Annotated in this window: 22 protein-coding genes and 1 riboswitch; of the genes, 18 read left to right on the forward strand and 4 right to left on the reverse strand. The window is 44.1% G+C overall.

Annotation, left to right across the window (positions count from 1 at the left end; all coding sequences use genetic code 11):
• Window positions 1-340 precede the first annotated feature (340 nt).
• From DCMF_RS20155 to DCMF_RS20195, 10 genes are all read left to right on the forward strand, one after another.
• Window positions 341-1,264, forward strand: coding sequence for an arginine deiminase family protein (locus DCMF_RS20155; RefSeq protein ID WP_148136086.1), 924 nt, complete (start codon window positions 341-343; stop codon window positions 1,262-1,264).
• Window positions 1,265-1,556: 292 nt separating this feature from the next.
• Window positions 1,557-3,074, forward strand: coding sequence for a MocR-like pyridoxine biosynthesis transcription factor PdxR (gene pdxR / locus DCMF_RS20160; protein ID WP_148136087.1), 1,518 nt, complete (start codon window positions 1,557-1,559; stop codon window positions 3,072-3,074).
• Window positions 3,075-3,133: 59 nt separating this feature from the next.
• Entirely contained in the window at window positions 3,134-4,318 is a 1,185-nt protein-coding gene (locus tag DCMF_RS20165; protein WP_148136088.1) for an aminotransferase-like domain-containing protein, read from the forward strand.
• 222 nt (window positions 4,319-4,540) lie between these two features.
• A riboswitch (TPP riboswitch) is annotated at window positions 4,541-4,654 on the forward strand.
• A 55-nt stretch (window positions 4,655-4,709) separates the two neighbouring features.
• Window positions 4,710-4,997, forward strand: coding sequence for a thiamine-binding protein (locus DCMF_RS20170; RefSeq protein ID WP_148136089.1), 288 nt, complete (start codon window positions 4,710-4,712; stop codon window positions 4,995-4,997).
• Window positions 4,972-6,777 (forward strand): ABC transporter substrate-binding protein, encoded by a 1,806-nt coding sequence (locus DCMF_RS30360; protein WP_148136090.1) that lies wholly within the window; start codon window positions 4,972-4,974, stop codon window positions 6,775-6,777. The genes DCMF_RS20170 and DCMF_RS30360 overlap by 26 nt, the downstream gene beginning before the upstream one ends.
• Window positions 6,778-6,788: 11 nt before the next feature.
• Window positions 6,789-7,526, forward strand: a complete 738-nt coding sequence (locus DCMF_RS20180) for an ABC transporter ATP-binding protein (protein WP_148136091.1) — start codon at window positions 6,789-6,791, stop codon at window positions 7,524-7,526.
• 540 nt (window positions 7,527-8,066) lie between these two features.
• A complete protein-coding gene (gene ltrA / locus DCMF_RS20185) occupies window positions 8,067-9,401 on the forward strand; it encodes a group II intron reverse transcriptase/maturase (protein ID WP_148136092.1) in 1,335 nt (444 codons plus the stop codon).
• 169 nt (window positions 9,402-9,570) lie between these two features.
• Entirely contained in the window at window positions 9,571-9,870 is a 300-nt protein-coding gene (locus DCMF_RS20190) for a hypothetical protein (protein ID WP_148136093.1), read from the forward strand.
• Window positions 9,851-10,009, forward strand: a complete 159-nt coding sequence (locus DCMF_RS29345; RefSeq protein WP_214658765.1) for a hypothetical protein — start codon at window positions 9,851-9,853, stop codon at window positions 10,007-10,009. Before DCMF_RS20190 ends, DCMF_RS29345 begins: the two co-directional genes overlap by 20 nt.
• Before the next feature lie 39 nt (window positions 10,010-10,048).
• Window positions 10,049-10,792 carry an MBL fold metallo-hydrolase gene (locus DCMF_RS20195; RefSeq protein WP_148136094.1) on the forward strand — a complete coding sequence of 248 codons (744 nt, stop codon included), beginning with the start codon at window positions 10,049-10,051 and terminating at the stop codon, window positions 10,790-10,792.
• Window positions 10,793-10,884: 92 nt separating this feature from the next.
• Here DCMF_RS20195 and DCMF_RS20200 read toward each other — a convergent pair whose 3' ends face one another.
• Window positions 10,885-12,135: a MerR family transcriptional regulator gene (locus tag DCMF_RS20200; RefSeq protein ID WP_148136095.1), complete on the reverse strand. Its 1,251-nt coding sequence runs from the start codon at window positions 12,133-12,135 to the stop codon at window positions 10,885-10,887.
• Window positions 12,136-12,322: 187 nt separating this feature from the next.
• On the opposite strand from DCMF_RS20200, the gene hisD reads away from it, so the two are divergent.
• The 4 genes from hisD (at window position 12,323) to DCMF_RS20220 (ending at window position 16,912) form a co-directional block, all read left to right on the forward strand.
• Window positions 12,323-13,591, forward strand: coding sequence for a histidinol dehydrogenase (gene hisD, locus DCMF_RS20205; RefSeq protein WP_148136096.1), 1,269 nt, complete (start codon window positions 12,323-12,325; stop codon window positions 13,589-13,591).
• Window positions 13,592-13,736: 145 nt separating this feature from the next.
• Complete coding sequence (locus tag DCMF_RS20210) at window positions 13,737-13,997, forward strand: hypothetical protein (protein ID WP_148136097.1); 261 nt, start codon at window positions 13,737-13,739, stop codon at window positions 13,995-13,997.
• Between the two features lie 94 nt (window positions 13,998-14,091).
• The gene (locus DCMF_RS20215) at window positions 14,092-15,648 is read left to right on the forward strand and encodes a sodium:solute symporter family protein (protein ID WP_148136098.1); all 1,557 of its coding nucleotides are present in this window, start codon (window positions 14,092-14,094) and stop codon (window positions 15,646-15,648) included.
• A gap of 73 nt (window positions 15,649-15,721) precedes the next feature.
• Entirely contained in the window at window positions 15,722-16,912 is a 1,191-nt protein-coding gene (locus tag DCMF_RS20220; RefSeq protein ID WP_148136099.1) for a M20 family metallopeptidase, read from the forward strand.
• 167 nt (window positions 16,913-17,079) lie between these two features.
• Here DCMF_RS20220 and DCMF_RS20225 read toward each other — a convergent pair whose 3' ends face one another.
• Window positions 17,080-17,379 (reverse strand): ArsR/SmtB family transcription factor, encoded by a 300-nt coding sequence (locus tag DCMF_RS20225; RefSeq protein WP_148136100.1) that lies wholly within the window; start codon window positions 17,377-17,379, stop codon window positions 17,080-17,082.
• Window positions 17,380-17,580: 201 nt separating this feature from the next.
• Between DCMF_RS20225 and DCMF_RS20230 the strand changes: the two genes are divergently transcribed.
• The gene (locus tag DCMF_RS20230) at window positions 17,581-18,126 is read left to right on the forward strand and encodes a nitroreductase family protein (RefSeq protein WP_148136101.1); all 546 of its coding nucleotides are present in this window, start codon (window positions 17,581-17,583) and stop codon (window positions 18,124-18,126) included.
• 141 nt (window positions 18,127-18,267) lie between these two features.
• Here the strand turns inward: DCMF_RS20230 and DCMF_RS20235 are convergent, their stop codons facing one another.
• Window positions 18,268-19,899, reverse strand: a complete 1,632-nt coding sequence (locus DCMF_RS20235; protein WP_214658766.1) for a BCCT family transporter — start codon at window positions 19,897-19,899, stop codon at window positions 18,268-18,270.
• Window positions 19,900-20,326: 427 nt separating this feature from the next.
• On the opposite strand from DCMF_RS20235, the gene DCMF_RS20240 reads away from it, so the two are divergent.
• On the forward strand, window positions 20,327-21,757 hold the full coding sequence (locus DCMF_RS20240) for a trimethylamine methyltransferase family protein (RefSeq protein ID WP_148136102.1): 1,431 nt from the start codon (window positions 20,327-20,329) through the stop codon (window positions 21,755-21,757).
• Window positions 21,758-21,778: 21 nt separating this feature from the next.
• On the forward strand, window positions 21,779-23,440 hold the full coding sequence (locus DCMF_RS20245) for a M20/M25/M40 family metallo-hydrolase (protein ID WP_148136103.1): 1,662 nt from the start codon (window positions 21,779-21,781) through the stop codon (window positions 23,438-23,440).
• 51 nt (window positions 23,441-23,491) lie between these two features.
• On the opposite strand, the gene DCMF_RS20250 is transcribed toward DCMF_RS20245, so the two are convergent.
• Window positions 23,492-25,291, reverse strand: a complete 1,800-nt coding sequence (locus tag DCMF_RS20250) for a sigma-54 interaction domain-containing protein (protein WP_148136104.1) — start codon at window positions 25,289-25,291, stop codon at window positions 23,492-23,494.
• A 214-nt stretch (window positions 25,292-25,505) separates the two neighbouring features.
• Between DCMF_RS20250 and DCMF_RS20255 the strand changes: the two genes are divergently transcribed.
• Entirely contained in the window at window positions 25,506-26,699 is a 1,194-nt protein-coding gene (locus DCMF_RS20255; RefSeq protein WP_148136105.1) for an ornithine--oxo-acid transaminase, read from the forward strand.
• The last annotated feature ends 8 nt before the right edge of the window (window positions 26,700-26,707 follow it).

Genomic DNA, 26,707 nt, shown 5'->3' on the forward strand with positions numbered 1-26,707 from the left:
TGTTTTTCTTTAATCATAGTAATCCCTTAAAAATACATAATTATCCGCTTAAGCCCGCTCAACAAAATAATAGCACCTTTAATTTCATAAGTTAGAGTTGTGTTTTTTGCTAAGAGATTATGGTTTATTAGATCAACCTGTAGGACCGGAGAGTTTTTTTGACGGAGGCTTTTTAGGGAAAAAATTTTAGTGGAAAGAGACCTGTCCCACCAAGACTACCTTATATTTTTACCGGATAAACGGTTTGTTCACGAATATCATCTCCCCCAACTTAATATGGCAACGGTTATTTTATTCTTTACAGGAAAAAATAATCCTATTGCCTGAAAGGGGTGTGACCATGAAACAAATTCAATATGGCATAGAGAAATTCGGCCGGTTGAAAACCGCAATGCTTCATCGTCCAGATCTAGCTCTGCCCAAGATCACAGAAGAAAACCGGGAATTTTTTCTTTTTGATAAGGTACCGGATGTGGATAAATACCTTGAAGAGCATGAGCAATATTGTACGCTGCTCCAGAATCAGGGGGTCACCGTCCATCGGTTATCTGAGCATGTCCACCGAAATATCGATTTACTGGAGCGATTACCCAATTTGGCGTATATGCATGATATTGCGGTTATTAGCTCCCATGGGGCGATCTTATCCAAGATGTCCTCAAGGGGTCGTTGCCATGAGGAGATTGTTGTCCGGGAAGCATTAAACGATTTAGGCATTCCCGCACTTTATGAACCATATGAAGGAGAGGATTTTGAGGGATGCCTTTTGCTTTCTTCTAAGACCGTTTTTGTGGCAGATACCGAGCGTCACAGCAGGAATTCCATCAAGAAGTTTATAGAGTTTATTCTCCGTTATTTTGATGAGGTTATCTATGCTCTAATACCACAAGACAGAAGGTTTATGCATCCCGACATGGTACTCAACCGAATCACTGATCAACTTATGGTTTATTTTCCGCCGGCATTTCTCCAGACCTATCTAATAACCAAAGAGATAAGTACCTTAATTGATATTAAACAATGGATGAAAGAACACGGGGTAGATCTCATCCCTTTATCCGACAAAGAACAGAGGCAGTGGGGCAGTTCCTTTGTTCCGCTTGAACCGGGCGTGATTATCAATTATGATATCTCGTTGGAATCTAATACCATTCATTTGTTGGAGCAGGAGGGGGTACGTTTCATCCACTTTCATCCGGAGGCGCTTTTAGCGGGCGGGGGCAGCTTGCGATGCCTCACGATGAGACTATGGCGCAACGGTTGACAAGAAGGAATCATATGCCAGAAATCATCATCATGATAAACCTGTAAATTATATTCTGGCAAGTTACCTGTACCCGTTTGGGACAAATCGATTTTACGAAATCACGTACGGAATCACGGGGACGGTCTTATTGAGCCTAATTAATAGCATCAATAGGACCGACCCCGTGATTCTTTGGATTGAAGCCCATCCAAACCCTATTGGATGGCTAAATAATTTATAATTGGTTGTTGTTCTTAATCTAATATAGGGAATATAATGGAATTGGATTAATCCAATGAGGTGATTTGGCATGCACGTAACCATTAAGCGGGAAACGGATACACCTGCTTATATGCAAATTTTTGAGCAGATACGGCGTCAAATTCTATCAGGTGAACTTTTGTCCGGCTTTCGGCTTCCCCCGGAAAGAAAGCTGGCGGAGAGCCTGGGCGTCAATAGAACTACCGTGGTGAATGCCTACCGGAAACTAAAGGCCGAAGGGTTAATCGGCTCTCAGGTCGGAAGGGGAACTGTTGTGCTTTCCTATCCTCAGGAGGATTTGAATTCAGGTACCGGCAACATGCAGGAACCTGTTTGGAATCAGGTTTTCAGTCAATATTCCAATGGTTTCGATTCTTGTATCGTGAAGGATTTGCTCACACTGGCAAGCAGAAAAGATGTGATTTCTTTCGCTACCGGGATTGCTTCTCCCGAAACCGGTCCTATCCAGGCATTAGCAGGGATTGAACATGAAATAGTGGAAAAAAAGAATTACCGGGCTTTGCTTCATACTCCTACCGAAGGTTTTTCTTCCCTGCGTGAGGCTGTGTGCGGTCTGATGCAGAAAAGAGGGGTTTCTTGCCAATGGGATGAAACAATGCTGCTTTCAGGTTCCCAGCAGGGCATCGATTTAGCAGCGAGGATCATGATTGATCCCGGTGATGTTGTTGTGGTTGAAGAGCCTTCCTTTTTTCCGGCGGTTCAGGCCTTTAAGACCATGGGAGCCAGAATCATGGGAATCCCCATTGATGACCGGGGTATGAGGGTTGATGTTTTGGAACAGCTTTTGCACAGGTACAGACCCAAGCTAATCTATACCATCCCAACTTTTCATAATCCTTCCGGTACGGAAATGGAGCTTGAGAGAAGAAGGCAGCTGGTGGAACTTGCCTATAAATACCGGGTTCTTATTATTGAAGACGACGCCTACGGGGATCTTTGCTATGAAGGCCGTGCGCTTCCTGCGCTCAAGTCCCTGGACCACGACGGATATGTCGTTTATTTAAGCACCTTTTCCAAAACCGTCTATTCGGGTTTGAGATTGGGATGGATGGTGGCCCATAAAGAGGTAGTAAAAAAATTTGCCGCCGCGAAACAGGTGATGGATTTACATTCCAGCAGCCTCTCCCAATGGATCGTGGAAAGATTTATCGCCAGCGGGGGGCTTGACGCACATATACCTAAAGTTTGCAGGGAGTACAGAATCAAAAGGGACACGATGTACGACGCCCTGTCAAAATATGCTCCCGCAGATTTGATCTGGAACAGGCCCAGGGGAGGTTATTACATCTGGTGTAAGCTTCCCCCGGGAATTTCGGCGGCAAAGCTGATTTCCAAAGCTGCCGAACGCAAGGTGGTTTTTGTTCCGGGAAGTCCCTTTTTTTCATCCGGCCAGGGCGACGATTTTCTCCGCTTAAACTTTACCTTCGCACCCCGGAAAGACGTCGATGAAGGGGTACAGAGATTATGCGAGGCGATGAAAGAGTTGCTGGACAATAGTGATCACCAAGAGATCGGTCCTGATCTGGAAATCAACCCTATTGTCTGACGAATGTGAAACATATACCGGTATCAAGGCTAACCGCTCATATCATGGAGGTGTTTGTAATGGAGTTTAAGTTTGCGGAAAGAATGGAGTATTTGAAGGCTTCAGAGATCAGAGAGATCTTAAAAGTAACGGAAAGACCGGAAGTAATTTCCTTTGCCGGCGGTTTGCCGGCTCCGGAGCTTTTCCCGGTTGAGGAGATTAAGGAAGTGAACAGGATTGTACTCGAGGAGGAAGGTACTCAGGCTTTACAATATACCACCACAGAAGGCTATCTTCCGCTCAGAGAATGGATTGCCCGGAGAATGAATACCAGGCTGAGAACCAACCTGGCGTCCGATAACATCCTTTTAACCCACGGGTCGCAACAGGCTCTGGACCTTTCGGGGAAGGTCTTTCTGGACAAAGGAGATGTGGTTTTGTGTGAAAGCCCTACCTATCTTGCGGCCATCAGTGCCTTCAGGGCTTATGGCTGTAAATTTTTCGAGGTGCCCACAGATGATGAGGGGATGATACCGGAAGAGCTGGAGAGAATTCTGGAAAAAACCGAAAAGGTAAAAATAATCTATGTCATTCCCGATTTTCAGAATCCCACAGGGAGAACATGGAGTCTGGAAAGAAGAGAACGGCTGGTCAAAGCAGCGATAAAGCACCAGGTGGTGGTGATTGAAGATAACCCCTATGGAGAGCTCAGATTTGAAGGCGAAGCTCTGCCGTCTGTAAAATACTTTGATCCCGTGGGATGTGTGATTTGTTTGGGGACCTTCTCCAAAACATTTTGTCCCGGCTACCGGATCGGATGGGTGGCCGGGGATCAAAGGGCGATCCAAAAATATGTGCTTGTAAAGCAGGGGGCGGATTTGCAGTGCAATACCATTGCCCAGAGGGAAATAGCCAAGTACCTGGAGTTGTATCAGATTGATGAACACATTGCCAAAATCCGGGAGGTTTACCGGCGGCGCAGGGATTTAACGGTAAAAACGATGGAGGATGAATTCCCGGAAGGAGTAACCTTTACCAGGCCTCAGGGGGGATTGTTTGCCTGGGTTGAGCTGCCGGCTCATATCAATGCCCGGGAGGTTTTGGAAAAAAGCCTGGAGAGAAATGTTGCTTTTGTTCCGGGAGGTTCATTCTTTCCTAACGGAGGCAAAGAAAATACCTTTAGAATCAACTTTTCCAATATGCCGGAGGAAAGGATTGTCATAGGACTGAAATGCCTGGCGGAAGTCTTGCGGGAGTTCATATAATATGTAGATATTTATATGCTTTTAATGATTGTACGCAATAGCCCGGGAAACCTAAAGCTGTTTTTCTGAGAAGAAAAAACCAAATATTGAAAAAAAGTATGAATTTAATTTCAAATAAATTATTTGGAGAGATCAGCCTTATCTTGACATATTACCAACAATAAGTTTATGATTTAGACAGTCATGATAACTGTCCATTTATTTTTCTAAGTTGTGCCGTGAATTTTATATCGGGGGAGCTGGATGAGTCCGGCTGAGAGGGAATGCCTATTAATGATTCCGACCCGAGAACCTGATCTGGGTAATGCCAGCGGAGGGAGTACGATAAGATCTGAAAACCGTTTACCCACCGGGTAACGGTTTTCATTTATGTCAAAGGGAGGTGATAAAGTTGCCAAATGTCAATGTAAGTCTACAGGTTTTACCCAATGTTCCTGAAGAGGATATTTACCGGGTAGTAGATAAAGTAATTGCTTTCATTCAAGAATCCGGAGTACCCTATGAGGTTGGCCCCATGGAAACGACTATGGAGGGAGATCTGGATTTATTAATGGATATTGTGAAAAGGGCACAGGAAATCTGTGTAGAGGAAGGAGCAGCTCGTGTCATATCGGTAGTAAAGATAGATTATAAGCCTGGAGGAGTGACCATGGATGAAAAAGTCCGGAAGTATCGTTGAATATCTGCCTTCAGGGATTTTTGTGATTGCCCTGCTTCTATTTTGGCAATGGGCTGTTAGCTTTTTTAATTTACCCGAATGGATTTTACCCGCTCCCTCAGAAATATTTACCCAACTTAGGGCATCTTTCGGTATACTTTTGCCGCATATTAAAGTAACCGTCTTAGAATCCCTTGTCGGCTTTGCCGGGGCAGTTATTTTGGCAGTTTTTCTGGCATTGATTATGGACAGGTATCATTGGGTAAAAAAATCTCTTTATCCTATTTTGATTACTTCTCAAACCATACCCATTATATCGGTTGCCCCTCTTTTTATTATTTGGTTTGGTTATGGAGTACTACCCAAGGTCATTGTTGTCGCTTTAGTATGTTTCTTTCCATTAGTAATCAGTCTCCTCGACGGATTAGCCGGAGTAGATGAGGAACTGGTTAACCTGTTAAAGACCATGGGCGCTAGCCCCAGTCAGATTTTTAAGATGGTAAAATTGCCGGGAGCAATGCCTTCGTTTTTTAGCGGGTTAAAAATTTCCGCTACATACAGCATTATGGGGGCAGTTATTGGGGAATGGCTGGGAGCATCAAAAGGAATCGGGGTCTTTATGGCCCGATCCCAGCACTCTTTTCTGTTGGCCCAGGTTTTTGCGGCCATTGTCATGATCACTTTACTAAGTTTTTTGTTTTTTGGAATGGTTAAATTCTTAGAAATTTTTTCTATGCCTTGGATCTATAGAAATGATCAAGGTATGAAACGTGAAAAGAGGATGATTCGTTTGAAAAAATTGCTTAGTTTATTTTTTGTTGCGGTATTAATAGTGTCACTTAGCGGATGTTCCACGAAGCAGAATCAAGAATCCCAAAGTCAGAAAGCCCCTGATTCCAGAGAAAAGATTACGGTTGTTTTGGACTGGGTACCTAATACCAATCATACCGGCTTATATGTGGCAAAAGATAAAGGATATTTTGCAGAGGAAGGTCTTGATGTGGATATTATTCAACCATCACAAGCAGGAGCAGCTCAGTTGATTGCTTCTCAGCAAGGGGATTTTGGAGTTAGCTACCAGGAGGAAGTAACCAATGCCCGGGCGATAGGTATTCCCATTACAAGTATTGCGGCAGTGATTCAGCATAATACCTCCGGCTTTGCTTCTCCTAAGCCGAAAAATATTAAGACTCCTAAGGATTTTGAAGGGAAGAAATACGGCGGTTGGGGATCGCCAATGGAGCACGCCATGCTGGCATCATTGATGGAAAAGTATGGGGCAGATATAAAAAAGGTAGAAGAAGTTAATATCGGGACATCGGATTTTTTTACCAGTGTCCAAAAAGATGTGGACTTTTCCTGGATTTATTATGGTTGGGACGGCATCCAAGCTGAATTGAAAAATATTCCTTTAAATATTATCATTTTAAAAGAGGAAGATCCGGCTTTGGATTATTACACGCCGGTCCTGATTGCCAGTGAAAAAACCATTTCCGAGAGACCGGAGACAGTAAAGAAATTTCTTAAGGCAGTTTCTCGAGGATACGGATTTGCCATTTCCCATCCGGATGAAAGTGCGGACATCCTCCTTGCCAACGCTCCTGAACTAAATGCTGAGCTTGCCAAGGCCAGCCAGCGCTGGCTAGCGGATAAATACCAGGGTGACGCCCCTGCCTGGGGAGTACAAAAATTAGAGGTATGGCAAAGATATGGCGACTGGATGTTCAGCCACAAATTATTAGAGAAAAAAATTGATTATCGTCAAGCCTTTACCAATGACTTTTTACCCCAAAAAGAATAGGGGACAATACTATGTCTAAAAAACTGGTATTGGAAAAGGTGAGCAAGTCTTTTGCCCTGGATGGAAAAATGATTGATGTTCTGCTGGACTTTTCTTTATCGGTGGATGATGCTGAGTTTGTATGTCTACTTGGCCCTTCCGGATGTGGGAAAAGTACCGTTTTAAACCTGATCTGCGGTTTACTGAGGGCTGATAAAGGAACAGTATCCTTTCCCGGTTCGGGAGAAAAAAAGGTTAGTTTTATGCCCCAGAAAGATCTGCTTCTCCCTTGGAGAACAGTTATAGATAATGCCTGTATTCCTTTGGAGATACGCGGTATTTCTAAAACAGCTGCTCGTCAAAAGGCTGGGGAGCTGTTGGACTTGTTTGGATTAACGGGGTTTGAAAATTCCTACCCCTCCCAACTGTCGGGAGGCATGCGCCAGCGCGTAGCGGTGATGCGGACATTTTTACACCAGGGGGACATCCTTCTACTGGATGAGCCTTTTGGTAAATTAGATGCCCTTACCCGGGCTCATCTTCAAATCTGGCTATTGTCCGTTTGGTCAGAATTTCGGCAGTCGGTGATTTTTGTGACCCATGATATTGAAGAAGCAATCTTTTTAGCGGATCGGATATACCTGATGTCAGAAAGGCCTGGTACAGTTAAGGCTGAAATAAACGTTGACCTTCCCAGGCCTAGAACGGCAGAAATGATTACGAGGCCGGAATTTGTAGCCCGAAAAAAGACTATATTAGAGTTACTTTGAAAAAGTCGACAGGGACAGGTGGTGTCAGGGGGACGGGGTGTGCGCCACGCAAAGGGTGCATCATATAGTGGGTGGGAATCCCACTGAGCAAGATTTAGCGAATCACTCATAGCGAGTCTTGGGCATCACCGGGTAACTTGTGGTGTTAAGCGTAGACAGCTAGGTAGCAGGCCGAAAGCAATTCGCACGAGCTGAAGGGATAGAGCCCCGAAATCCCAATCGGAAAGGCTGATGCGTTACTCCGCGCAGAAGGCGAAACCAATATGGTCGATATGCGAGAACATATTGGCTTTCCCGGGGTCAGTGACCTTGGCATGCTACACATTGATATGATGCGTCAACGTGGGAGACCCTAGTTGTTCTTTACGCAGAGAAAGTAAGGCCAACAAGCGATAACAAAGTTAGAAGGCCGAATGCGCTAGGGAGTCAGATTACTGCATACTACTAATGAAGCAGGGTAATGCCTGTAGAGGAAAGGCGGTAACACAACATCGACCTTGAAGGAGAAACATACGCTACACGAACGGAGGTAGACAAAGTATGGAAACGAAACTGACGAGGATAGCAGAGGCAGCAAGAATGCGTCCTAATGAAAAGTTTACATCACTCGCACATCTCATCAATGAAGAGACAATAAAAGAATGCCACAGAGAAATGAGTAGGAATAAGGCTTCTGGAGTAGACGAAGTCACAAAAGAAGAATATGAATTAAATCTGGAAAGCAATGTGAAGGATTTAATCAATCGCATGAAAAGGCAGGCATATAAACCACAGCCAGTAAGAAGGGTACATATACCGAAGCCAGGATCAGATAAGAAGCGCCCGCTAGGGATACCAGCTTATGAAGATAAGCTGGTACAGAGTGCGCTGGCTAAGATACTTAATGCCATATATGAACAGGATTTTCTGGAATGTTCGTTTGGGTTCAGACCAGGCCGGGGATGTCATGATGCAATGAAAATACTGGACAAAATACTGGACAAGCGGGAAATCAGATATGTAGTAGATGCAGATATACGCAGTTTCTTTGATCATGTTGATCATGAATGGCTGATGAAATTTCTGCAACATAGAATAGCGGACCCCAATATACTTAGATTGGTAGCGAGATTTCTCCGTTCAGGAATAATCGAAGCCGGAGCAGAATATGACACACCGGAAGGAACACCTCAAGGTGGCTGCTGTTCGCCAATTCTTGGGAATCTATACCTGCATTATGTGCTAGACCTATGGTTTGAGAAGCGAGTAAGGAAAGACTGTAGGGGTAGGGCATACATGGTAAGATACGCTGATGACACAGTCTTCTGTTTTCAGCACAAGGAAGACGCTAAAGAATTCTACTCACAAATGATCGAAAGACTAGGGCAGTTTAATCTGGAAGTTGCAGAAGAAAAGACTAAAATCATTTCTCTGAACAAAGAAAAGGACGAAGACAATGGCAAAGATGGAGGGGGAAGTAAACAGACTAACTCATTTGATTTTCTTGGTTTTACCCATTACATGGGAGAGGATAAAAATGGAGCAAAGCGTATAAAGCGGAAAACAAGTAAGAAGAAATATAGAGCAAGCTTGCTTCGTTGCAAAGAGTGGATACAAAGAAACAGACACATGCCAACGAAGGACTTCATGAAGAAAATGAACATCAAATTACAAGGGTATTGTAGATATTATGGAATTACAGATAATCACAATGCGGTAAGTAATTTTATAGATGAGGTCAAGAAACTGATATTCAAATGGCTAAACAGAAGAAGCCAAAGGAGAAGTTTTAGCTGGGATAAATACAACCTGTTTCTTAAGAAATATCCATTACCAAGAGCAAAGAACTATGTAAGAATATTTGAGTTAGGAATGGGAAGCAGCTACGTTCTGTGAATGGTGGAGTGAAGAGCCGGATGCCTTAATAGGGCACGTCCGGTTCTGTGAGGGCTTGGGGCCGTAAGGCTCCCGGCTACTCGATTGCCGACAACACCTCAAATTTACGAAGGGTAAGTTTGGGGTGTTTTTTAATTTCCGGCCAATTGTTTAAAGGAGACAGGGGCCGGTGTCCAGGAAGGAGCGGTCTTTTTCTGTTTGGGGCAGGGAAAAGCTTTTGGACGAACAGTATGCCCTGGTGCGGGAGGTTTTGGCATTTAGCGGACTAAAAGAGGATTTTCTCGCCTTTTATGATACACCGGAGCCTTTTTTTGAGTATGTGCACAGCCGGGAGGAAGGGATGACCGTTCTGGTTTTGGAAAACAAGGATACCTGGTTTATCCTGCGCAAGCTTTTCCGGGAAACAGGGAAAAACAGGATAGACGGCATCAGGATAGATGCCCTCATTTATGCTGAAGGTGCGCACTAGTGCCATCGGCGGCAACGAATACCTTAAATTTGAGGAAATCATCAGAGATGACGGGGAAATTACCCATGACGAGAGATTAGAGAAGGCTGTACTCCGGGTCTCGGATATGAAACAAATATCATTCTTTGGCGAAGAATAATTTAGTGAGGTGTAGAGTGCTTAAAAAGGGGAAGGATCTATGAGAAGTGAAAGGATTAGCAATAGTGCCTCAGTATATATTTTCGATGACATAGAAGATTACGCAACAAATGTCTTTCTAATTGAGAAAGAAACAAAATTCTATCTTATTGATACCTATTGCGGCACGGACAGTATGAAGCCAATCATCAATACGATCAAAAATACCCCCCGGCAAAAAGAAGTGAAAGTAATTAACACCCATTTTCATTGGGACCATATCTGGGGCAATTGCTGTTTTAAAGATAACTGTATCATCAGCCATGAAATCTGCCGGGCCTTCATCGATAAGTATTGGGAAGAACAGATCAAGGAGAGTAAGCAATATATTACCGGCACCACCGAAAAGCAGCTGCCTAATCTCACTTTTAAGGAACGTATTTTCTTTCACGATGACAACATCGAGCTCTTTTACAGCCCCGGTCATACGGTGGACAGTATTTCCGTATTTGACCACAAGGAGAAAATTCTATATGTGGGAGATAACTTGGAAAAACCTATTGTCTATGTTGAACATCACGATATCCCTACCTATATCAATACTTTGAAAAGTTACTTGGGTTATCAGCCGCAGAAAATCATGGCAGGCCATACTTTAAATATCAAACAAGAAGATATTTTTGATACCATCGAGTATTTGGAAGGGCTATTGGCGGGTAAAGAGATGTTATTTGCTTCGAACTATGCCAGGAAAGTTCATAGTCGGAATTTAAAGGCTGTCCAAAATATAATTAGTGTTTATTGATAAATGATATGAGGTTAACCGTCACTACGGGTGGCGGTTTTTTATTTGAAGCACAGACAGGAGGACAGGGAACCGTCTGTTTGGGTGCGTGTTCAGACAAGTTCCTGTCCCCCTGTCTGTGCTAAAAAAGAATCCATATACAGGTTCTCTCCGTCGATATGGAAACTGAAAGCCAGGTTGTCCCCTGATATCGTAGTAGAACCGATATGGTTTTTTTCCAGCATTTTAAAATTACAGTCCTGGAGCGATTTTAGAAAGAACTGAAAATCGAAATTATTAATATAGTTTTCCGGGTACTCCAGCTTCAGCTTCTTATTTGATTTGGAATTCTTGTTAAAGGAGAAATAGGTGCCGATGATTTTGCTGTTACCAGCAAAATATTTTTTTAAGGAGCAGAGCAGTGAGGAATCGAAAAAAATATTGTGTTCATTGGAACCGAAATAATCGATGAACATCCCTACAGACTGATGTTTTAAAGGCAGATCCATACTGTTATCCGCAATATAGATGACATCCGGGTTAGGGGAGAGGTGTTCGCTCTTTTCTTTGTACATTGCCAGCATCTCGGGAAATTTATCAACAATAATGAATAGAGGGTTTCTCTTAATCTGATTAAAGTGCTTATAAAGAAAATAATAAGCGTTGATATGGGTTTCCATGACAACGTCGTTTTCATCAATAGTCTCATTGATCTTATTAATCATCCAGTTATACGACTTTTGATACAGTGATATGAGGTGAGGCGGGATATCCTTGTAAAGCTCCCGGGAGATATCCGGTTTATCAAAGAAGCTGGTATTTTTATTGGGGGTGATAATGATACCATCCCTGATCTGCGCCGAATAGTTGCAGGTGCAGGATAACTGGCCGTTAAAGATGTACTCGTGGTTCATATCGACATTATTGATTTTTAGGGGTACCTGACAAAAGGGACAATAAATATATTTCATACCATAGAGAGGAAGGCCTGTCTTTTTATTTGGGAAGACATCATTTCCGTGAAATTTCAACATTTCACTATCTATATCCGAAATGGTTTTTTCCAGTTTCATAATGGTGGGTATAAGCTGGCTTTTTTTCTCTTTCAAGATATCCAGATAATCTCTGATATCTTCCGTTTCGACCCAGTTGGATACTCTTTTTAACGACAGCACTTTATGTATTTCATTTAATGAAAAGTCCATCGCGCGAAGCTTTTTGATCCATTCAATATCCTCGATATCCCGATCACTGAAATAAAAATAGTTATTATCCAGGTCGGGGACAATTAGCCCGATCTTTATATAATATCGGATGGTATCTTTGCTTAAATTAAATTTTCGGGATACTTCGCCAATCCTCATTCTTCCACCTCACATTCGTATTTAAGCAGTAGAACATTACTATTATAAACATTATAAACTAAATTTTCAAAAAAGTATGGAGTTAACTCCACGGTTTTAATTATTTAATTATTGACATAGATGTATCTCCATTGTGTATTTTTGGTTTATAAGATAAATGTCTTAGGTACGGGGAGGCCGCATAAAGATGAAATACTTGAAAAAACCACTAGAAGCCGGGATGGAAAAAGACGAGCTAAAATTAAAGGAAACTGTATCAGAAATTATTCATAATGTGAGGGAAAAAGGAGACCGGGCTCTAATAGATTATAATTCCAGATTTGAGGGTAACAGCAGAAAAAATCTAAAAGTGACCCGAGAAGAGCTCAGAACTGCGTATCAGGAGGTGGATGATGATCTGATTGAGGCGATGAAGATTGCCGCCCACAACCTGCAAGCTTTTGCCGAAAAGCAGAGGGCAAGTATTCACGATCTTGCAGAAACGGAAATCACTGAGGGCGTATTTTTAAGTCACCGTGTGATACCGGTTGAATCTTGCTGTTGTTACGTTCCCGGCGGGCTTCATCCTTTGTTTTCCACCGCCTTGATGTTAGCGATCCCCGCGAGAGTCGCCGGTGTGAAGAGGATTACAGCCTGTGCCCCCTCAATGCGTGGTACGGAAAAGATCCACCCGGCTACTCTTGTTGCTTTGGATATCGCACAAGTGGACGAAATCTATGTGGTTGGAGGTGCTCATTCCATCGCTGCTTTTACTTTTGGCACAGAGCAGATTAAACCGGTTGATATCATTGTCGGACCCGGTAATCAGTATGTTACGGAAGCAAAACGTCAATGTTATGGCCGGGTGGGAATCGATTTTCTGGCCGGTCCCAGTGAAGTATTAGTGATCGCTGACGATAGTGCGGATTGTGATGTCATTGCCGCCGACCTGCTTGCCCAAAGCGAGCACGACTTGAGGGCAACAGCAATATTGTTCACCACCTCTGAAGAACTGGGATACAAAGTAATCCAATCAGTTGAACGGCAATTAGCCACTCTGGAAACAGCGGATGTGGCCGGAAAGTCCTGGGACAGATACGGTACTGTAGTAGTGGTCAATACGCTTGAGGAAGCCTGCCAACTATCTAATGAGTATGCTCCCGAACATCTGGAGATTCAGACCGGCGATAACACCAATATTGTACCTTTACTTGCCAATTACGGGTCCTTATTTGTTGGGGAGTACGCCGCGGAAGTATTTGGCGATTATACGGCAGGTACCAATCATACCCTGCCCACGCTGCGTGCCTCCCGCTATACAGGCGGTTTATCTGTCGGTACTTTTTTAAAGACCTGTACCAGTCAGAGATTGACAACAAAAGGTATCGCAAATATTGGCGCAGTGACGGAAAAAATGGCCAGAGCGGAAGGTTTGCATGCGCATGCTTATGCAGCCGCTATCAGGAAAAGGTATTAATCTGCATCGGCATCATTTGAAGCATCATCTGGCTGTCCCAGTGGGAGATCAAATGGGCAGACGAAATAATATCCTATTGAGAAAGGGGGGAGAAATAACCCTTTAGTGTGAACTCTTGAAATTTATTAAAAGAGGAGGAAAGAATATGTCATTACAATCCAAGAGGAGAATATTTTTTGTCATTGTCGGCATCATATTCGCTATTTTGGTATTAATGGTAATGTGGCAGCCCTTTCTGGCATGGTCGGATACTTTGACCATGCAGGGTGAAACAGTCTTAGGTATTCCATTATCTCAATTCCTGGTATTATTCAGTTCCTTTGGCATGGCGATTCTCGTTACGGTTCTTTATAATGTGGATACAAAAGTTTTGACAGTCAAAACCAAAGATAAAGAAAAGAAATAAGCTATGGAAACAAACAGAAAAGGGACTTTCCCCGGCGGAATAGGAATGCTTCATATGGAGGTGTGTCCCCTAACCATTAAAGGAGGTTAATACTATGGAAATGACTAATCAAGAAATCATAATTTCCTGCCTCTTTCTTGCAGTTTTTCTGGTCGTATTCATCTATGCGGCATTTTTTTGGAAGAGTTCTAAGCTTGAAGGATCCTCTATGGAAGAATTCGCGGTAGGCAGCCGTACCTTTAGCTATTTTATCGTCTTATGTACCTTAATCGGTTGTTTTTTAACTGCCGGGATGTATACCGGTTGGTTTTCATGGGGTATGTATGAAGGATTAATTAGCCAATATCTCCTTGTTTACGGGATCGCAAGCTTTTTTGTGATGTATATCTTCAGTACGAGAATCTGGGTCTGGGGTAAGAATTTCAATTTGTTGACACAGCCCGATTTCATTCAGTTAAGATTTAGGTCCAAACCCCTTACTCTAATTAGTGCGATTTCTGGGATCATTATAGAAGCACCTTGGTGTATCATCGAAATGGCCGCTTTAGGATGGGCGGTTACAGCGGTGACGGGCGGCTTGATCCCCAAAGAAATTGGCATCATCTTTTTCACGGCCCTAATTATTGCCTACACTACATACGGCGGCATCAAAGCTGTGGCTGGTGTAGAAGTATTAAAAGGAATCCTGGTCATAGTTATTGTGATTGGCGGATCGATTGCCGCCATTTATAAACTGGTCGGCGGTTTCGGACCAATGTTTCACGCTTTAATGTCGGCAGCTCCCCAAAATATGACTTTCAATACAGGCGGGACTTATAGTTATTCTTACTGGAACTCCATCATTATCACCGGTACTCTAGGTTGCTTCGGTTGGATCAGTATGTTTGCCCGTATCTATACGGCACGAAGTGTGGCCGAAGTAAAAAAAGCGGCTTCAGGAGGTGCGATATTATTAGTAATTGTCTGTGCTTTGCTCTTGCTTTTAGCTACAGCAACATACTTGGTACCGGGCGCTCTTGACCTGCCTGATCCCAATATGTCTTTCTTCTATGTTTTCGAGAAGGCCTTTGGTCCCTTCTTTCTGGGAATCTCCGGTATCCTGGTTATCATTACTGCCATTGGTTTGATCGGTCTGATCGTAAATGCCCACGCCATCGTTATTTCCGAGAATATCATTCGTGAACTGAAACCTGATATGAAGGATGAAAACCGCCGCAAGGTAACCCGTTGGTGCATTGTAGGGTACTCTCTGATTGTTATGGCGGTTGCGATGATGGATCTGCCGAATTTAGCACATATCGCTATTACTTTCTACGAGGGTATCGTGCAGATTATCCCGCTGATTCTCTTCGGTATTTTCTGGAAACGCGCTAATAAGTGGAGCGTAGGAATTGGCTATGTTGCCGGTTTGGTCATAGCAATTTCGATCGCGGCCTTCCCGGCAGCTTTTCCCTGGGCGGGGGGCTGGACGGGCGGTATCTACGGTTTTGTCGTCAATATCCTCATTAACATTGTTTTAGGCTTTGTGATCAAGCAGGATACGTATGTCGATGAGCTGTTCGAGATCATAGAGAGTTATGAAGAGGATTCCCAAGGTAATGCAATCTCTCAAGTTAACCATAATTATGTTGCCCATGACCATATCGGCTGAGGTTTAATAGATGAAGAGGAAATGTTAAAAGTCAGCAATAATTAAGCCACCGAGTTGTGAAAGGGGGAAAATCATGCAAGCGGAAGAAAAAGAAATTATGAATCGGATAGAACAAGACAAAGAAGAAATGCTCCGGTTTCTCGGGACTCTGGTCCGGGCAAACAGTGAAAACCCGCCGGGAAATGAAAAACAGGTGGGACTGCTGATCGCGGATAAGCTCCGGGAGATCGGCTGCCGGGTGGAAATCCAAAAGGTGGAGGAAGAACGTTTCAATGTCCTTGGCTTTATTGACGGGAAGGAAAAAGGCCGGCTCCTTTTCAACGGTCATATGGACACGGTGAAGATCGGCAATCCGGATGAGTGGAAATTTGACCCCCTGGGAGGAGAAATTGCGGATGGACTGATGTACGGCCGGGGGACTACCGACATGAAAGCCGGACTGGTCTCTATGATTTACGCGATTAAGGCACTGGTCCAAAGCGGCATCCCCTTTAAAAAAGGGCTGATGTTTACCGCCGTGATTGATGAAGAAGTATTTTTCAAAGGGACCCAGGCTTTGTTGGATGAGCAAAAACTGGACCATTGCCAGATGGGCTTTGTCAGTGAGCCCACCGGACTCCAGATTGCCACCTGCTTGAAAGGCGGGATTGAATTTACTGCCCGGACTTACGGGAAGGCCGCCCACTCGGGTATGGCCTATGAAGGGGAAAACGCCATTTATCATATGTGCAAGGTGGTCCGGGCCTTGGAGGATTACAACGATCAGCTGAAGGACCGGATCAACCTGCCGGGCCTGAAATACCCCACCGTCAATGTAGGAAAAATCAACGGGGGCCTGGGAGTGACTTTTGTCCCCGACTTCTGTGAAATCGAATTTGACCGCCAAGTGCTGCCCGGGGAAGACATTCAAGAGGTGGAAAAAGAAATCTTTGATCTCATCGAAGAAGTGGGACGGAAATACCAATTTAAGCTGGAACTGAGAAAAAACCAGCATTTTAACACCTGGAGGATTAAAGAAGACGAGGCAGTGGTAAAGCTATTGGACCAAGCCTGTACCGATGTGCTGGGCATGAGTCCGGACATTTCCGGCCTCTGCGGCTATTGTGAAGTAGAAATGCTGGCCTCCCGCGGGATTCCCTCAGTGGTATTCGGTCCGGGTGAAATACTGACGGCTCACCGACCCAATGAATGTGTGAAAGTGCAGGAAGTGGTTGACGGGGCGAAGGTGTATGGTCTGTTGGGATATAGGTTTATGAAGGGATAAAGCAAATCACCCCTAACTTATGGAAGGTAAGTTAGGGGTGATTGATTAATAAGGGAATATTTCAAGCCTGACCCCCTACAATTTCCCGCAGTTGCAGGTGTGGAAAATGCTGCAAAGCCGATCAAAGACGGGCAGAGGGCTGGATCAACGGACGGAAGGAGTGGTATTTATATGCTTTTTATGATTGTACTCAATAGACCGGGAAACCGTTTTTCCAATTCATCGTACCGGATGGATAAAAACCGCTGTTTTCCTTCAATTCTTACATGAATCAGTCCGGATTCCCGTAATATTTTAAAATGATGGGAAAGGGCGGATTTTGGCAAATTGATATTGCAGCAACCACACGTGGTTTCACATTGATGAGCAAGAGTCTTGATAATTTGAAGCCGGATTGGGTCACCCAATGCGTTTAGTATGGCGGATAAACATAATTGATCGATATTGGGATGAAATAATTCGCGCACTGTTCTTGCCTCCCTGGCAGCATTTCCATAATTTTAAAATATTTCTTGTAGTATACCACATCCTATGATATATTAAAATAGTTCAATAATATTTAAACTATTGAACATAAGAAAAAGCCAAGACTTAATTGAACTTAGGTTGATCTCTACTAAAGCTGTTTTTCCTAAGAGGTAAAAATCAAATTGTAAAGGGGAATATGTATGAATGAAGTCCTAAAAGCAATAAAAAGCAGGAGAAGTATTAGGAGCTATAAGCCCGAGCAGATCAGTCAAGAAGCCTTGGATTTGATCATTGAAGCCGCGGTTTATGCGCCAACGGCACATAATGACCAGCCTTGGCATTTTACTGTAATTCAAAACCAAGAAATGCTGCAGTACATAAACAAAAAAGTAAGAGAAGCAATGGCAAAATCTGATATCCAGTGGGTTCAAAAGACAGGTGCAAATCCTGGTTTTCAAGTAACCTACGATGCTCCCACTTTGATTGTGGTATCGGGAAGAACCGATGCGATGGCCTGGACTGCCGATTGTGCGGCGGCCATCCAGAACATGCTTGTTGCTGCAGAGAGCCTGGGTATCGGATCTGTTTGGCTTGGTCTATTAAGGTTTTTCTTTCAGGATGAAGAGATGGGTAAATTACAAATACCGGAGGGGTACCAGCCTTATTATGGAGTAGCACTTGGTTACAAAGCGAGGGAATATGCGGCTCCAAAAAGGAATCTGGACGTTGTAAACTATATCAGATAATGACAAAATGTCAAAGTAATCTAAAAAGGACCCCAGCTAGCCTTGAACAGACAGGGGGATAGGGAACGGTCTCTTTGGGTGCGTGTGCAGACAAGTCCCTGTCCCCCCGTCTGTGTGATTACCGCTAAGCCGGTTTAAATATCACTGGTGCATCGTCACCTTGGAATCCGTTCCGGCGGCAGCATCCACTGTTAAGGAACCGGAAGTCCCGATGTATGTCCCATCAGCAGCATAGTCTTCTTTGAAGGTGTCATATTTTTTGGGGTTGAGGGCTACCTTGATCAGGGCAAAGGTGATGCCGATTTCCAGGAACAAGGCAGGGAAGCCGCCAAAGGTATTGATCATTTTTATTCCGTCCAGTCCCCGGAATGTCATCATTACCCAGGCAACGGCACCAAGAATGACTCCCCAGATAATCTTCAGCCATGCTTTCGGTTCGGGGCTGTCCGGAGAAATACCGGTAGAGCACATACCGCCCATTGCAGTGGTCATGGCATCAGACCCGGTAACAAAGGAGAGAAACATCGTAAAGACAAATATTGGGATAAAAATTTGTCCCAGAGGAAGGTGCCCAAAGAAAAAGAACGCTCCGGCCTCAGCGCCGCTGTTTTGGATAGTGGCAGCTAAACCTAGGTTCTGAACCAATTCCATATGAATTGCCCCGCCGCCGAAAATAATCATCCATAGGATGCCAAACAGGGCGGGAGTAATAAAGTTGACCATCATAAAAGCCCGTACGGAATATCCATAGCTGATTTGCCCGAGGAAAACAGCCATAATAGGCGTCCAGGCAATATCGGCCGCCCAGTAGAAGATGCTCCACCATTGAGGCCATTGGTCTCCGGCAGCAACACCGGTAAAAAAGCTTTTCTCCATGAATTTGGCAATATAATTGCCAAAAGCCTCCGTACCTAAATTTAATGAGTATGCGGTAGGCCCTACAATAATGACAAAAATCAATAAACCGATAAATACTTTGGCATTAAAGTCGCTTAACCACTTCACACCATTGGTGATGCCGGTAACCGCCGATCCGACAAATGCCAGAACGATAACCAGGTCAACCATTAACCAAATAAAGGGAGAGGCCTCTATGCCGAACATACGGCCTAAGCCTCCGGTAATGGATAGAATGCCGACGCCTAAAGAAGAAGCCATACCGGCGATCAAAGCGAAGATGCAGATAGCATCCACAACCTGTCCAAAAACACCCTTGCATTTTTCACCCATAATCGGGTAAAGGGTGGAACCAAAGCTGAAGGGCTGCTTCATATTGTAGTAAGCAAAGGCGAACATTAAGGCCGGTACAGTAAAAAGGGCATATGGCGTAAATCCCCAATGATAAAATACGGTAGAAATGGCAAAAGTTGCAGCTTCCGGGGAATTGGGTTCAATACCCCATGACTCGGGGGGAGCAGTCAGATGAAATATTGGTTCGCAGGTAGACCAGAAGATCAGGCCTATGGCAATGGTACAGCATAACGACATGGCCCACCATTTAAATGGAGTAAACATGGGAATGGCTTTTGATCCGCCGATTTTGACCTTGCCAAAAGGAGAAAACATGAGGAAAAGGCAGACCAGCACTGTGGCAAAAGAGCCTGAATTGAACAGCCAGCCAAAATTAAGGAACAACCAGTTATTGACCCCATTCATTACCGTGGCAAAAAGATCCATATTAATGAAGTTCAGGACAACTGCGCCCATGAGAAGCAGAAATGGCGGCCAAAAAACAATCGGTTTCAGTTTTCCGTTATTCGCAGGATCTGACACATTAATTCCTCCCCTGTAACTTTTTTAATGTTCATTTTTAAGATAAAAATATGTATAGACCAAGTACGGTAAACCTAGTCACCTCCATGTGAGGGAACTGCCATTGGATCTCGATGGCCGGCGTTCTCTTAATCCTCTGGACGTTCTTCATGGAGCTATTTTTAGTTTTTTGCAAATTGTATGCCAATTCTATGATTGATCACTTTTCTTTACACCAAAGATATTCTGAAGACATGATGGCCGCAAACACTAAATGATTGTTAAAGATTTGGTCAAAAATGAATAATGATTTGTCAACTTTAAAAAAACCTCCGGCTGCTGCTTAAAAACGGTGAAGCTTTTCAGATGTGATCCGGGACAAAAGCTTTGGCATTAATATTGCATAAAGGTATCATTAAAGAAAAGCAGCACAAGGAGGGCTTTATTTATGGATAGAGGTTTGGACAGATTATCTCCTTTAAAGAAATCTGATCTAGAACAGATTCATCAAAAGACGGCGGATATCCTTGTTCATACGGGGATGTCTTTTGAATCGGAAAAAGCAAGAGATATCTTTCGAAAACACGGTTTTAAAGTGGACGGAGATATCGTCTGCTATTCAGAACAAGCCATTGAGGAGGCCATAAAAAAAGTACCGAAAGAATTTAAAATTCTTGCTAAAAATCCCAAACACACCATGCATGTTACGCTGGAGAGCATGCACTTCCATCCGGGAGGAGGTTCTCCTTTTGTCACAGATCATCAGGGCGTGCGCCGCAATGCCACACCAGCCGATGTAGATGATTTCCAAAAAATGATTCAGCACTTTGACGATATGGAATGTACCCGCCCCATCGTACAGCCTTCTGCAGGTATACCCGCCCAAAATGCGTATATGTACTGCACCTATTCTGCTTTGAAACATACGGATAAGGTGATGTCCCTTTTTGAGGACGGGGTGGACATGATGTGCATTGTCTATGGTATTAGTAAAGAAAAGATCAGAGATGATGCCCGAAAAGGGGTGCACTACGGGCTGAGCGTGATCAGTGTTACTTCTCCCTTGGAATTGACTGTTATGCAGAGTGACCGTCTGATTGAGCAGGCGGGCCAATATGGCACACCACTGGTGATTGCCCCGATGCCTGCGGCAGGAACTACCGCGCCATGTACTATCCCGGGTTTTTTGATCCAGCAGAACTGTGAAAATATTGGTACCATTGTTCTCGCCCAGCTGGTTAATCCGGGCAATCCCGTGTTCTATGGCGTAATGGGAAGCGGTACTGACTTTAAAATCGGCAGTGCTGTATACGGCGGGCCGGAAACCCGCATTATGGAGCTGGCGGGCGCCCAGATTGCTAAATTTTACGGCATGCCTTGCCGGGGTAACGGCGGTTTAACAGATGCTCATTTCAGTGATTTTCAAGCTGGGGCAGAGGCGGCGCTTCATTACTATAATGTGGCCCGGGGCGGGGTTAACCTGATTCCCGGTGCCGGACACCTGGGAAGCTTTCTGGAACAGTCTCTCGAACAATTTGTTTTGGACTGTGAGATTATGGGATATGTGAAAAGAATACTCCGGCCTTTAGAGTTTACAGAGGAAAACATGGCTGCTGACCTGATTAAAAAAGTCGGACCGAAAGGGCAATATTTAACGGAAGAACATACCTTCAATCATTTCCGGGAAGAGTTCTATGATCCCATTGTTTTTCCCAGAATGTCCTATAATATATGGGCAGAACAGGGTAAAAAAGAAGCCCGGGAGAAAGCCCATGAAAAGGTGCTGGAGATTCTGGCAAATTACCAAAGGCCGGAGATGGACCCGGCAGTTGAGCGGGATTTGGACAAATATGTAGCAGAACACTGGCCGGTGAAATAAGAAAGTTAGGAGGCGGCAGACATGGTCGATGACAATATGAGCATGTATGACTATATAAAAAAAGTTACATTTGACCTGGTAAAAGTGCCAAGCAGGGTACGCCAGGCAGGGGAAGAGAAGGACTTTGCCTTTAAACTTAGGGACATGATAGGGGAAATCCCCTATTTTGCAAAGCATCCGGAGAATGTGATGCTGGTGCCTTTGGAAGGGGATCAGCTGGGCAGGTATTCGGTACTGGCATTGCTTGAAGGGGAAGAAGAAAGCCCCGAGACTGTGATACTGCTCAGTCATTTTGATACTGTGGGAACAGGTGATTACGGTGAATTGGAACCATATGCTTTGGATCCCGGTCTGCTCAAAGAAAAGATGAAAGCAATGCGGGATAAATACAGCCAGGACGTCCAAGATGATCTGGATGCCGATGCATGGATATTTGGCCGGGGTACCGGGGATATGAAAGCGGGAGTTGCCATAAACCTTTGTGTTTTGAGGGAATTCTCCCAAGATGCGGCAAGGATGAAAGGCAATATTTTATTCATTTGCGCTGCGGATGAAGAGGCGATGGCCAAGGGTGCCCAGGCGGCTGCAAAAAAAGTTTATCGGATGGTACGTGACCAAAAATCTGATTTTCTGGGACTCATTAAAACCGATATCATGCTGAGACGCTATCCTGATGATGATCATAATTATCTTTACTTAGGCACGATCGGCAAGTACCTGCTCTCCTTTTACATTTGCGGCGTTCCCTCTCATGTGGGTGAGTGTTTTGCCGGAGTGGATTCCAACCTGATTGCCAGTAAATTGGTCGATAGAATATCGATGAATTGCGATTTCAGTGATGAAGCGGAAGAGGAAATTACGCCGCCCCCGGTGACGCTGAAACAAACTGACTTGAAAGAAGTGTATGATGTCCAGCTGCCTTATGAATCTCAAGTATATTTTAATTATTTTACCTATACGAAGACTCCTTCCCAGGTGCTGGCCGTTGGCAAAAGGGAAGCTTGCCGGGTAATGGAGGCATTGAAAGAACAATATCTGGCTGAGAAAGAGTATTTCCATAGGAAAGCAGGCATTCCCCATACTCCCAGGCCCTTGGAAGCAAACATTTATACCTATGACGAGTTTTACGAAAAGGTAGTTACCGAAAAGCCGCATTTAAGAAGAGAACTAGCCGTTTTTGCAGAAGGTTATCAGTATCATGAAGCGGATGAAACAAAACTGAGCTTAGCCATCGTCAGGAAGTTATTTAAGGAATCTAAGGAATTTCATGAGCAAAAGCCTTGTATTATCGTTTATCTGGCGCCTCCTTACGTACCCCGCGTTTATGTAAAAGGGGAGACGGAAAAAGAAAAACACTTTATCGACTCTCTCGAACGGGCAGTGACGGAAGACAACAATCATATTAAGATAAGAAAGTTTTACCCGTATCTTTCGGATATGAGCTGGTTTGGCATGAGTGATGAGATTTCGGATATTGAGATATTAAAGGCCAATACGCCGGGATTTCATCGTACCTGCACTGTGGAATTGGAGCCGCTAACCGAACTGAAGATCCCTGGTGTGAACATCGGCCCTTACTGCAAGGACCCCCATCAGGCTACGGAAAGACTGTATATGCCCTATTCATTTGATTATGTACCCAGATTGATCTGCCGGACGGTCAAAAATCTCTTAAATAAATAACAGCCAAAAACAAAACCATTTTTCAAAACAATAAACCGGGGCATTCCCGGTTTATTGTTTTTCTTTTCTCGGCCGGGTGTTAATTAATTTATATTTTCTAAAAAGCCGGTAAAGAGTGGAGAGGCTGATCCCCATATTTTCCGCAATTTCCATTTTTCCTTCTACAGAGTCACCGTATTCTTGGATTGCTTCCAATAATACCTGTTTCTCACTCTTTTCAATTTTTTGCTTATAATTACTGTTATGAGCAGGGATTTCTCGGGCATAAAGCCACTGGGGCAGGTATTCTTCCTTGATCATTTCAGTGCTGGAACAAAAGCTGATCGCATATTCGACGGCGTTTTCCATTTCTCTTACGTTGCCCGGCCATTGATAGCCGGTAAGGATGCGCAGGGCTTTTTCAGAAAAGCCTTTGATTTCTTTGTGCATTAAATCGGCATATTTCTGACAAAGAAAATCCAGGATCAAAGGAATATCCTCCACCCGTTCCCTTAAGGGGGGTAGATGGAGCGGGATCACGTTCAGCCGGTAAAATAAATCTTCCCGGAAAAGTCTTTGACCGATCATGGCTCTTAAGTCTTGATGGGTGGCGGCAATTACTCTCACATTAATAGGGATGTTTTTTGTACCACCGATCTTTTGGATCACCCTTTCTTGAAGTACGCGGAGGAGTTTCACCTGAAGATGAAGAGGCATATCACCAATTTCGTCTAAAAACAATGTGCCGCCGTTTGCCAGTTCAAACTTGCCGGGTTTTCCCTCGTTTTTCGCTCCTGTAAAAGCGCCTTTTTCATAACCAAAAAGTTCACTTTCCAAAAGGGATTCCGGAATCGCGCCGCAGTTAATGGCGACAAAGGGCTGCTTTGACCTGTTGCTGGAACTATGGATCGCCCGGGCAAACAATTCTTTTCCTGTGCCGCTTTCCCCGGTAATCAGGACGGTGGAAACGTTTTGGGCTACTTTGGTAACCAGGCGTTTGAGATTGCTGATGGCGGCACTGGTGCCAATGATGTTATCGCAGGCGGAGTCGATTTCCGAATTTGACAAACTATGGACCATGCGAAAGAGTTTTTCTTCTTCAGAAAAAGACTCCACTGCGCCGACAATTTGGCCATTATTTTTCACAATGGTGGCGCTGGAAATTAGATTAACTGTTTCCCCCAGAGAATCCTTGTAATGCACCTTTTCTTGATGGAAAGGTTCTTGGTTTTGAAGGGCTTTAATCAGAATAGACTCGGGTAAAATGGAACTGATGGGCTGACCGATCACATTTTCTTTTGCTGCTTTGAAGCTTTTTTCTGCGGTCCTGTTAAAACAGGTAATAATACCCTGGCCGTTACAGGAGATAATGCCTTCATTAACTGAATTGATAATGGCCTCAAGATATTCATTATTCATACATATTTCTTCCATCATCGTACTTTCCGATAGCTTAATAGCCAATAATTCCGCCATTTTACCGATAAAATCAAGGAAGGAATTTTGGTTTTGGATGAGGATCTTTTTTTGCTTCATGTCAAAACTGACAAGACTGATGACGCCATAACACTTTTTTCCCACCTGAATGGGATAGAACAGCCCACTGGTGTAAAAACAATCGTTTTTTTCCTCGCATGGTTCGCATAGTTTATGACATCCCGGGTTAAGAAGCACGAAAGGCATGGCCTTTTCCATCACAAAATGATTAATAAAGGTATCTGTCCGTTTGGTGAGGAGCTGGCTGCGGATGCGGCCCGTCGCCCCGAGAACACGGCCTTCGTCATCGACGATTTCTGTTTCTACCCGTAAAGCTGCGGCAATAACTTCTGCGACGCTTTGGACGAAAGGCTGGGAGTCAAATAATGATGCCATATCATCACCACTTTATCAGTTATTTGTCAGATATAACAAATTTCTATGCAGAAATGATAAAACCTTTTTTAATAATAACAATTTAATAAATTTTTGATAAAAGAATCACAGGGAGGGAGATATTTTAATAAAGGATCTTTCAACATTTTAGTTGGCATGGAACTTGCAATAATTAGCGATAAAGATGATCACTATGATTAGAGGAGGGGTACCAATGGCTGATAGTAAACAGATTATTGGGATTACCGAAAAGTACGGAGCACGCAACTATCATCCGCTTCCTATTGTGATTTCCAAGGGAGAAGGAGTCTGGGTGGAGGATCCTCAGGGTAGGAGATATATAGATATGTTAAGCTGCTATTCGGCATTAAATCAGGGGCATCGGCATCCGAAAATTATTAAGGCGTTAAAAGATCAGGCGGATAAAGTTACCCTAACCTCCCGGGCTTTCCACAATGACCGGCTGGGTTTTTTATATGAGATGCTCTGTAAAATTACCGGCAAAGAAAAGGTGCTGCCCATGAATACCGGGGCCGAGGCGGTGGAAACAGCGGTAAAAGCGGTGCGCCGCTGGGCATATGACGTAAAAAAGGTTCCGGAAAATCAGGCAGAGATCATTATTTGTGCCAATAACTTCCATGGCAGAACGGTAACGGCGGTTTCCATGTCATCTGAACCGGCCTATAAAAGAGGGTTTGGGCCTTTTACCCCCGGGCTGGTGTCGGTCCCTTACGCGAATATGGAGGCATTAAAGAAGGCGATTAATGAAAATACAGCTACTCTGATCATGGAACCAATTCAGGGGGAGGCCGGTATCATTATTCCTCCCGCAGGTTTTTTACGACAGGCATATGATCTCTGTCATGAAAGAAATGTCCTCTTTGTGGCGGACGAAATCCAAACCGGCTTTGGCCGGACGGGCAGAATGTTTGCCTGTGATTGGGAAGATGTGACGCCGGATCTTTATATTATGGGTAAAGCGTTGGGGGGCGGAGTTTATCCGGTATCTGCCATTGTAGGCAACGAGGATATTTTGGGCCTTTTTGATCCGGGATCCCACGGTTCCACATTCGGGGGGAATCCATTGGCGGCGGCTGTGGCCATCGCTGCTTTGGAAGTTACCATAGAAGAAAATCTAGCTGAGCGTTCCCGGGAATTAGGAGATTTTTTTATCCAAGAATTAAAGAAAATTAATCATCCCCATATCAAAGAGATCCGGGGCAAAGGTTTATTTGTCGGCTTGGAATTAAGCGTAAAAGCCCGGCCTTATTGCGAGGAATTGAAAGAGGAAGGTGTACTCTGCAAAGAGACCCATGAGAATGTGATCAGATTTGCGCCTCCCCTGGTCATTACCCGTGAGGAGATCATTTGGGCGCTGGAACGGATATCAAGGGTGCTGGCAAAATAAATGACGTA

The sequence above is a fragment of the Candidatus Formimonas warabiya genome, from assembly GCF_002777255.1.
Lineage (GTDB): Bacteria > Bacillota > Dehalobacteriia > Dehalobacteriales > Dehalobacteriaceae > Formimonas > Formimonas warabiya.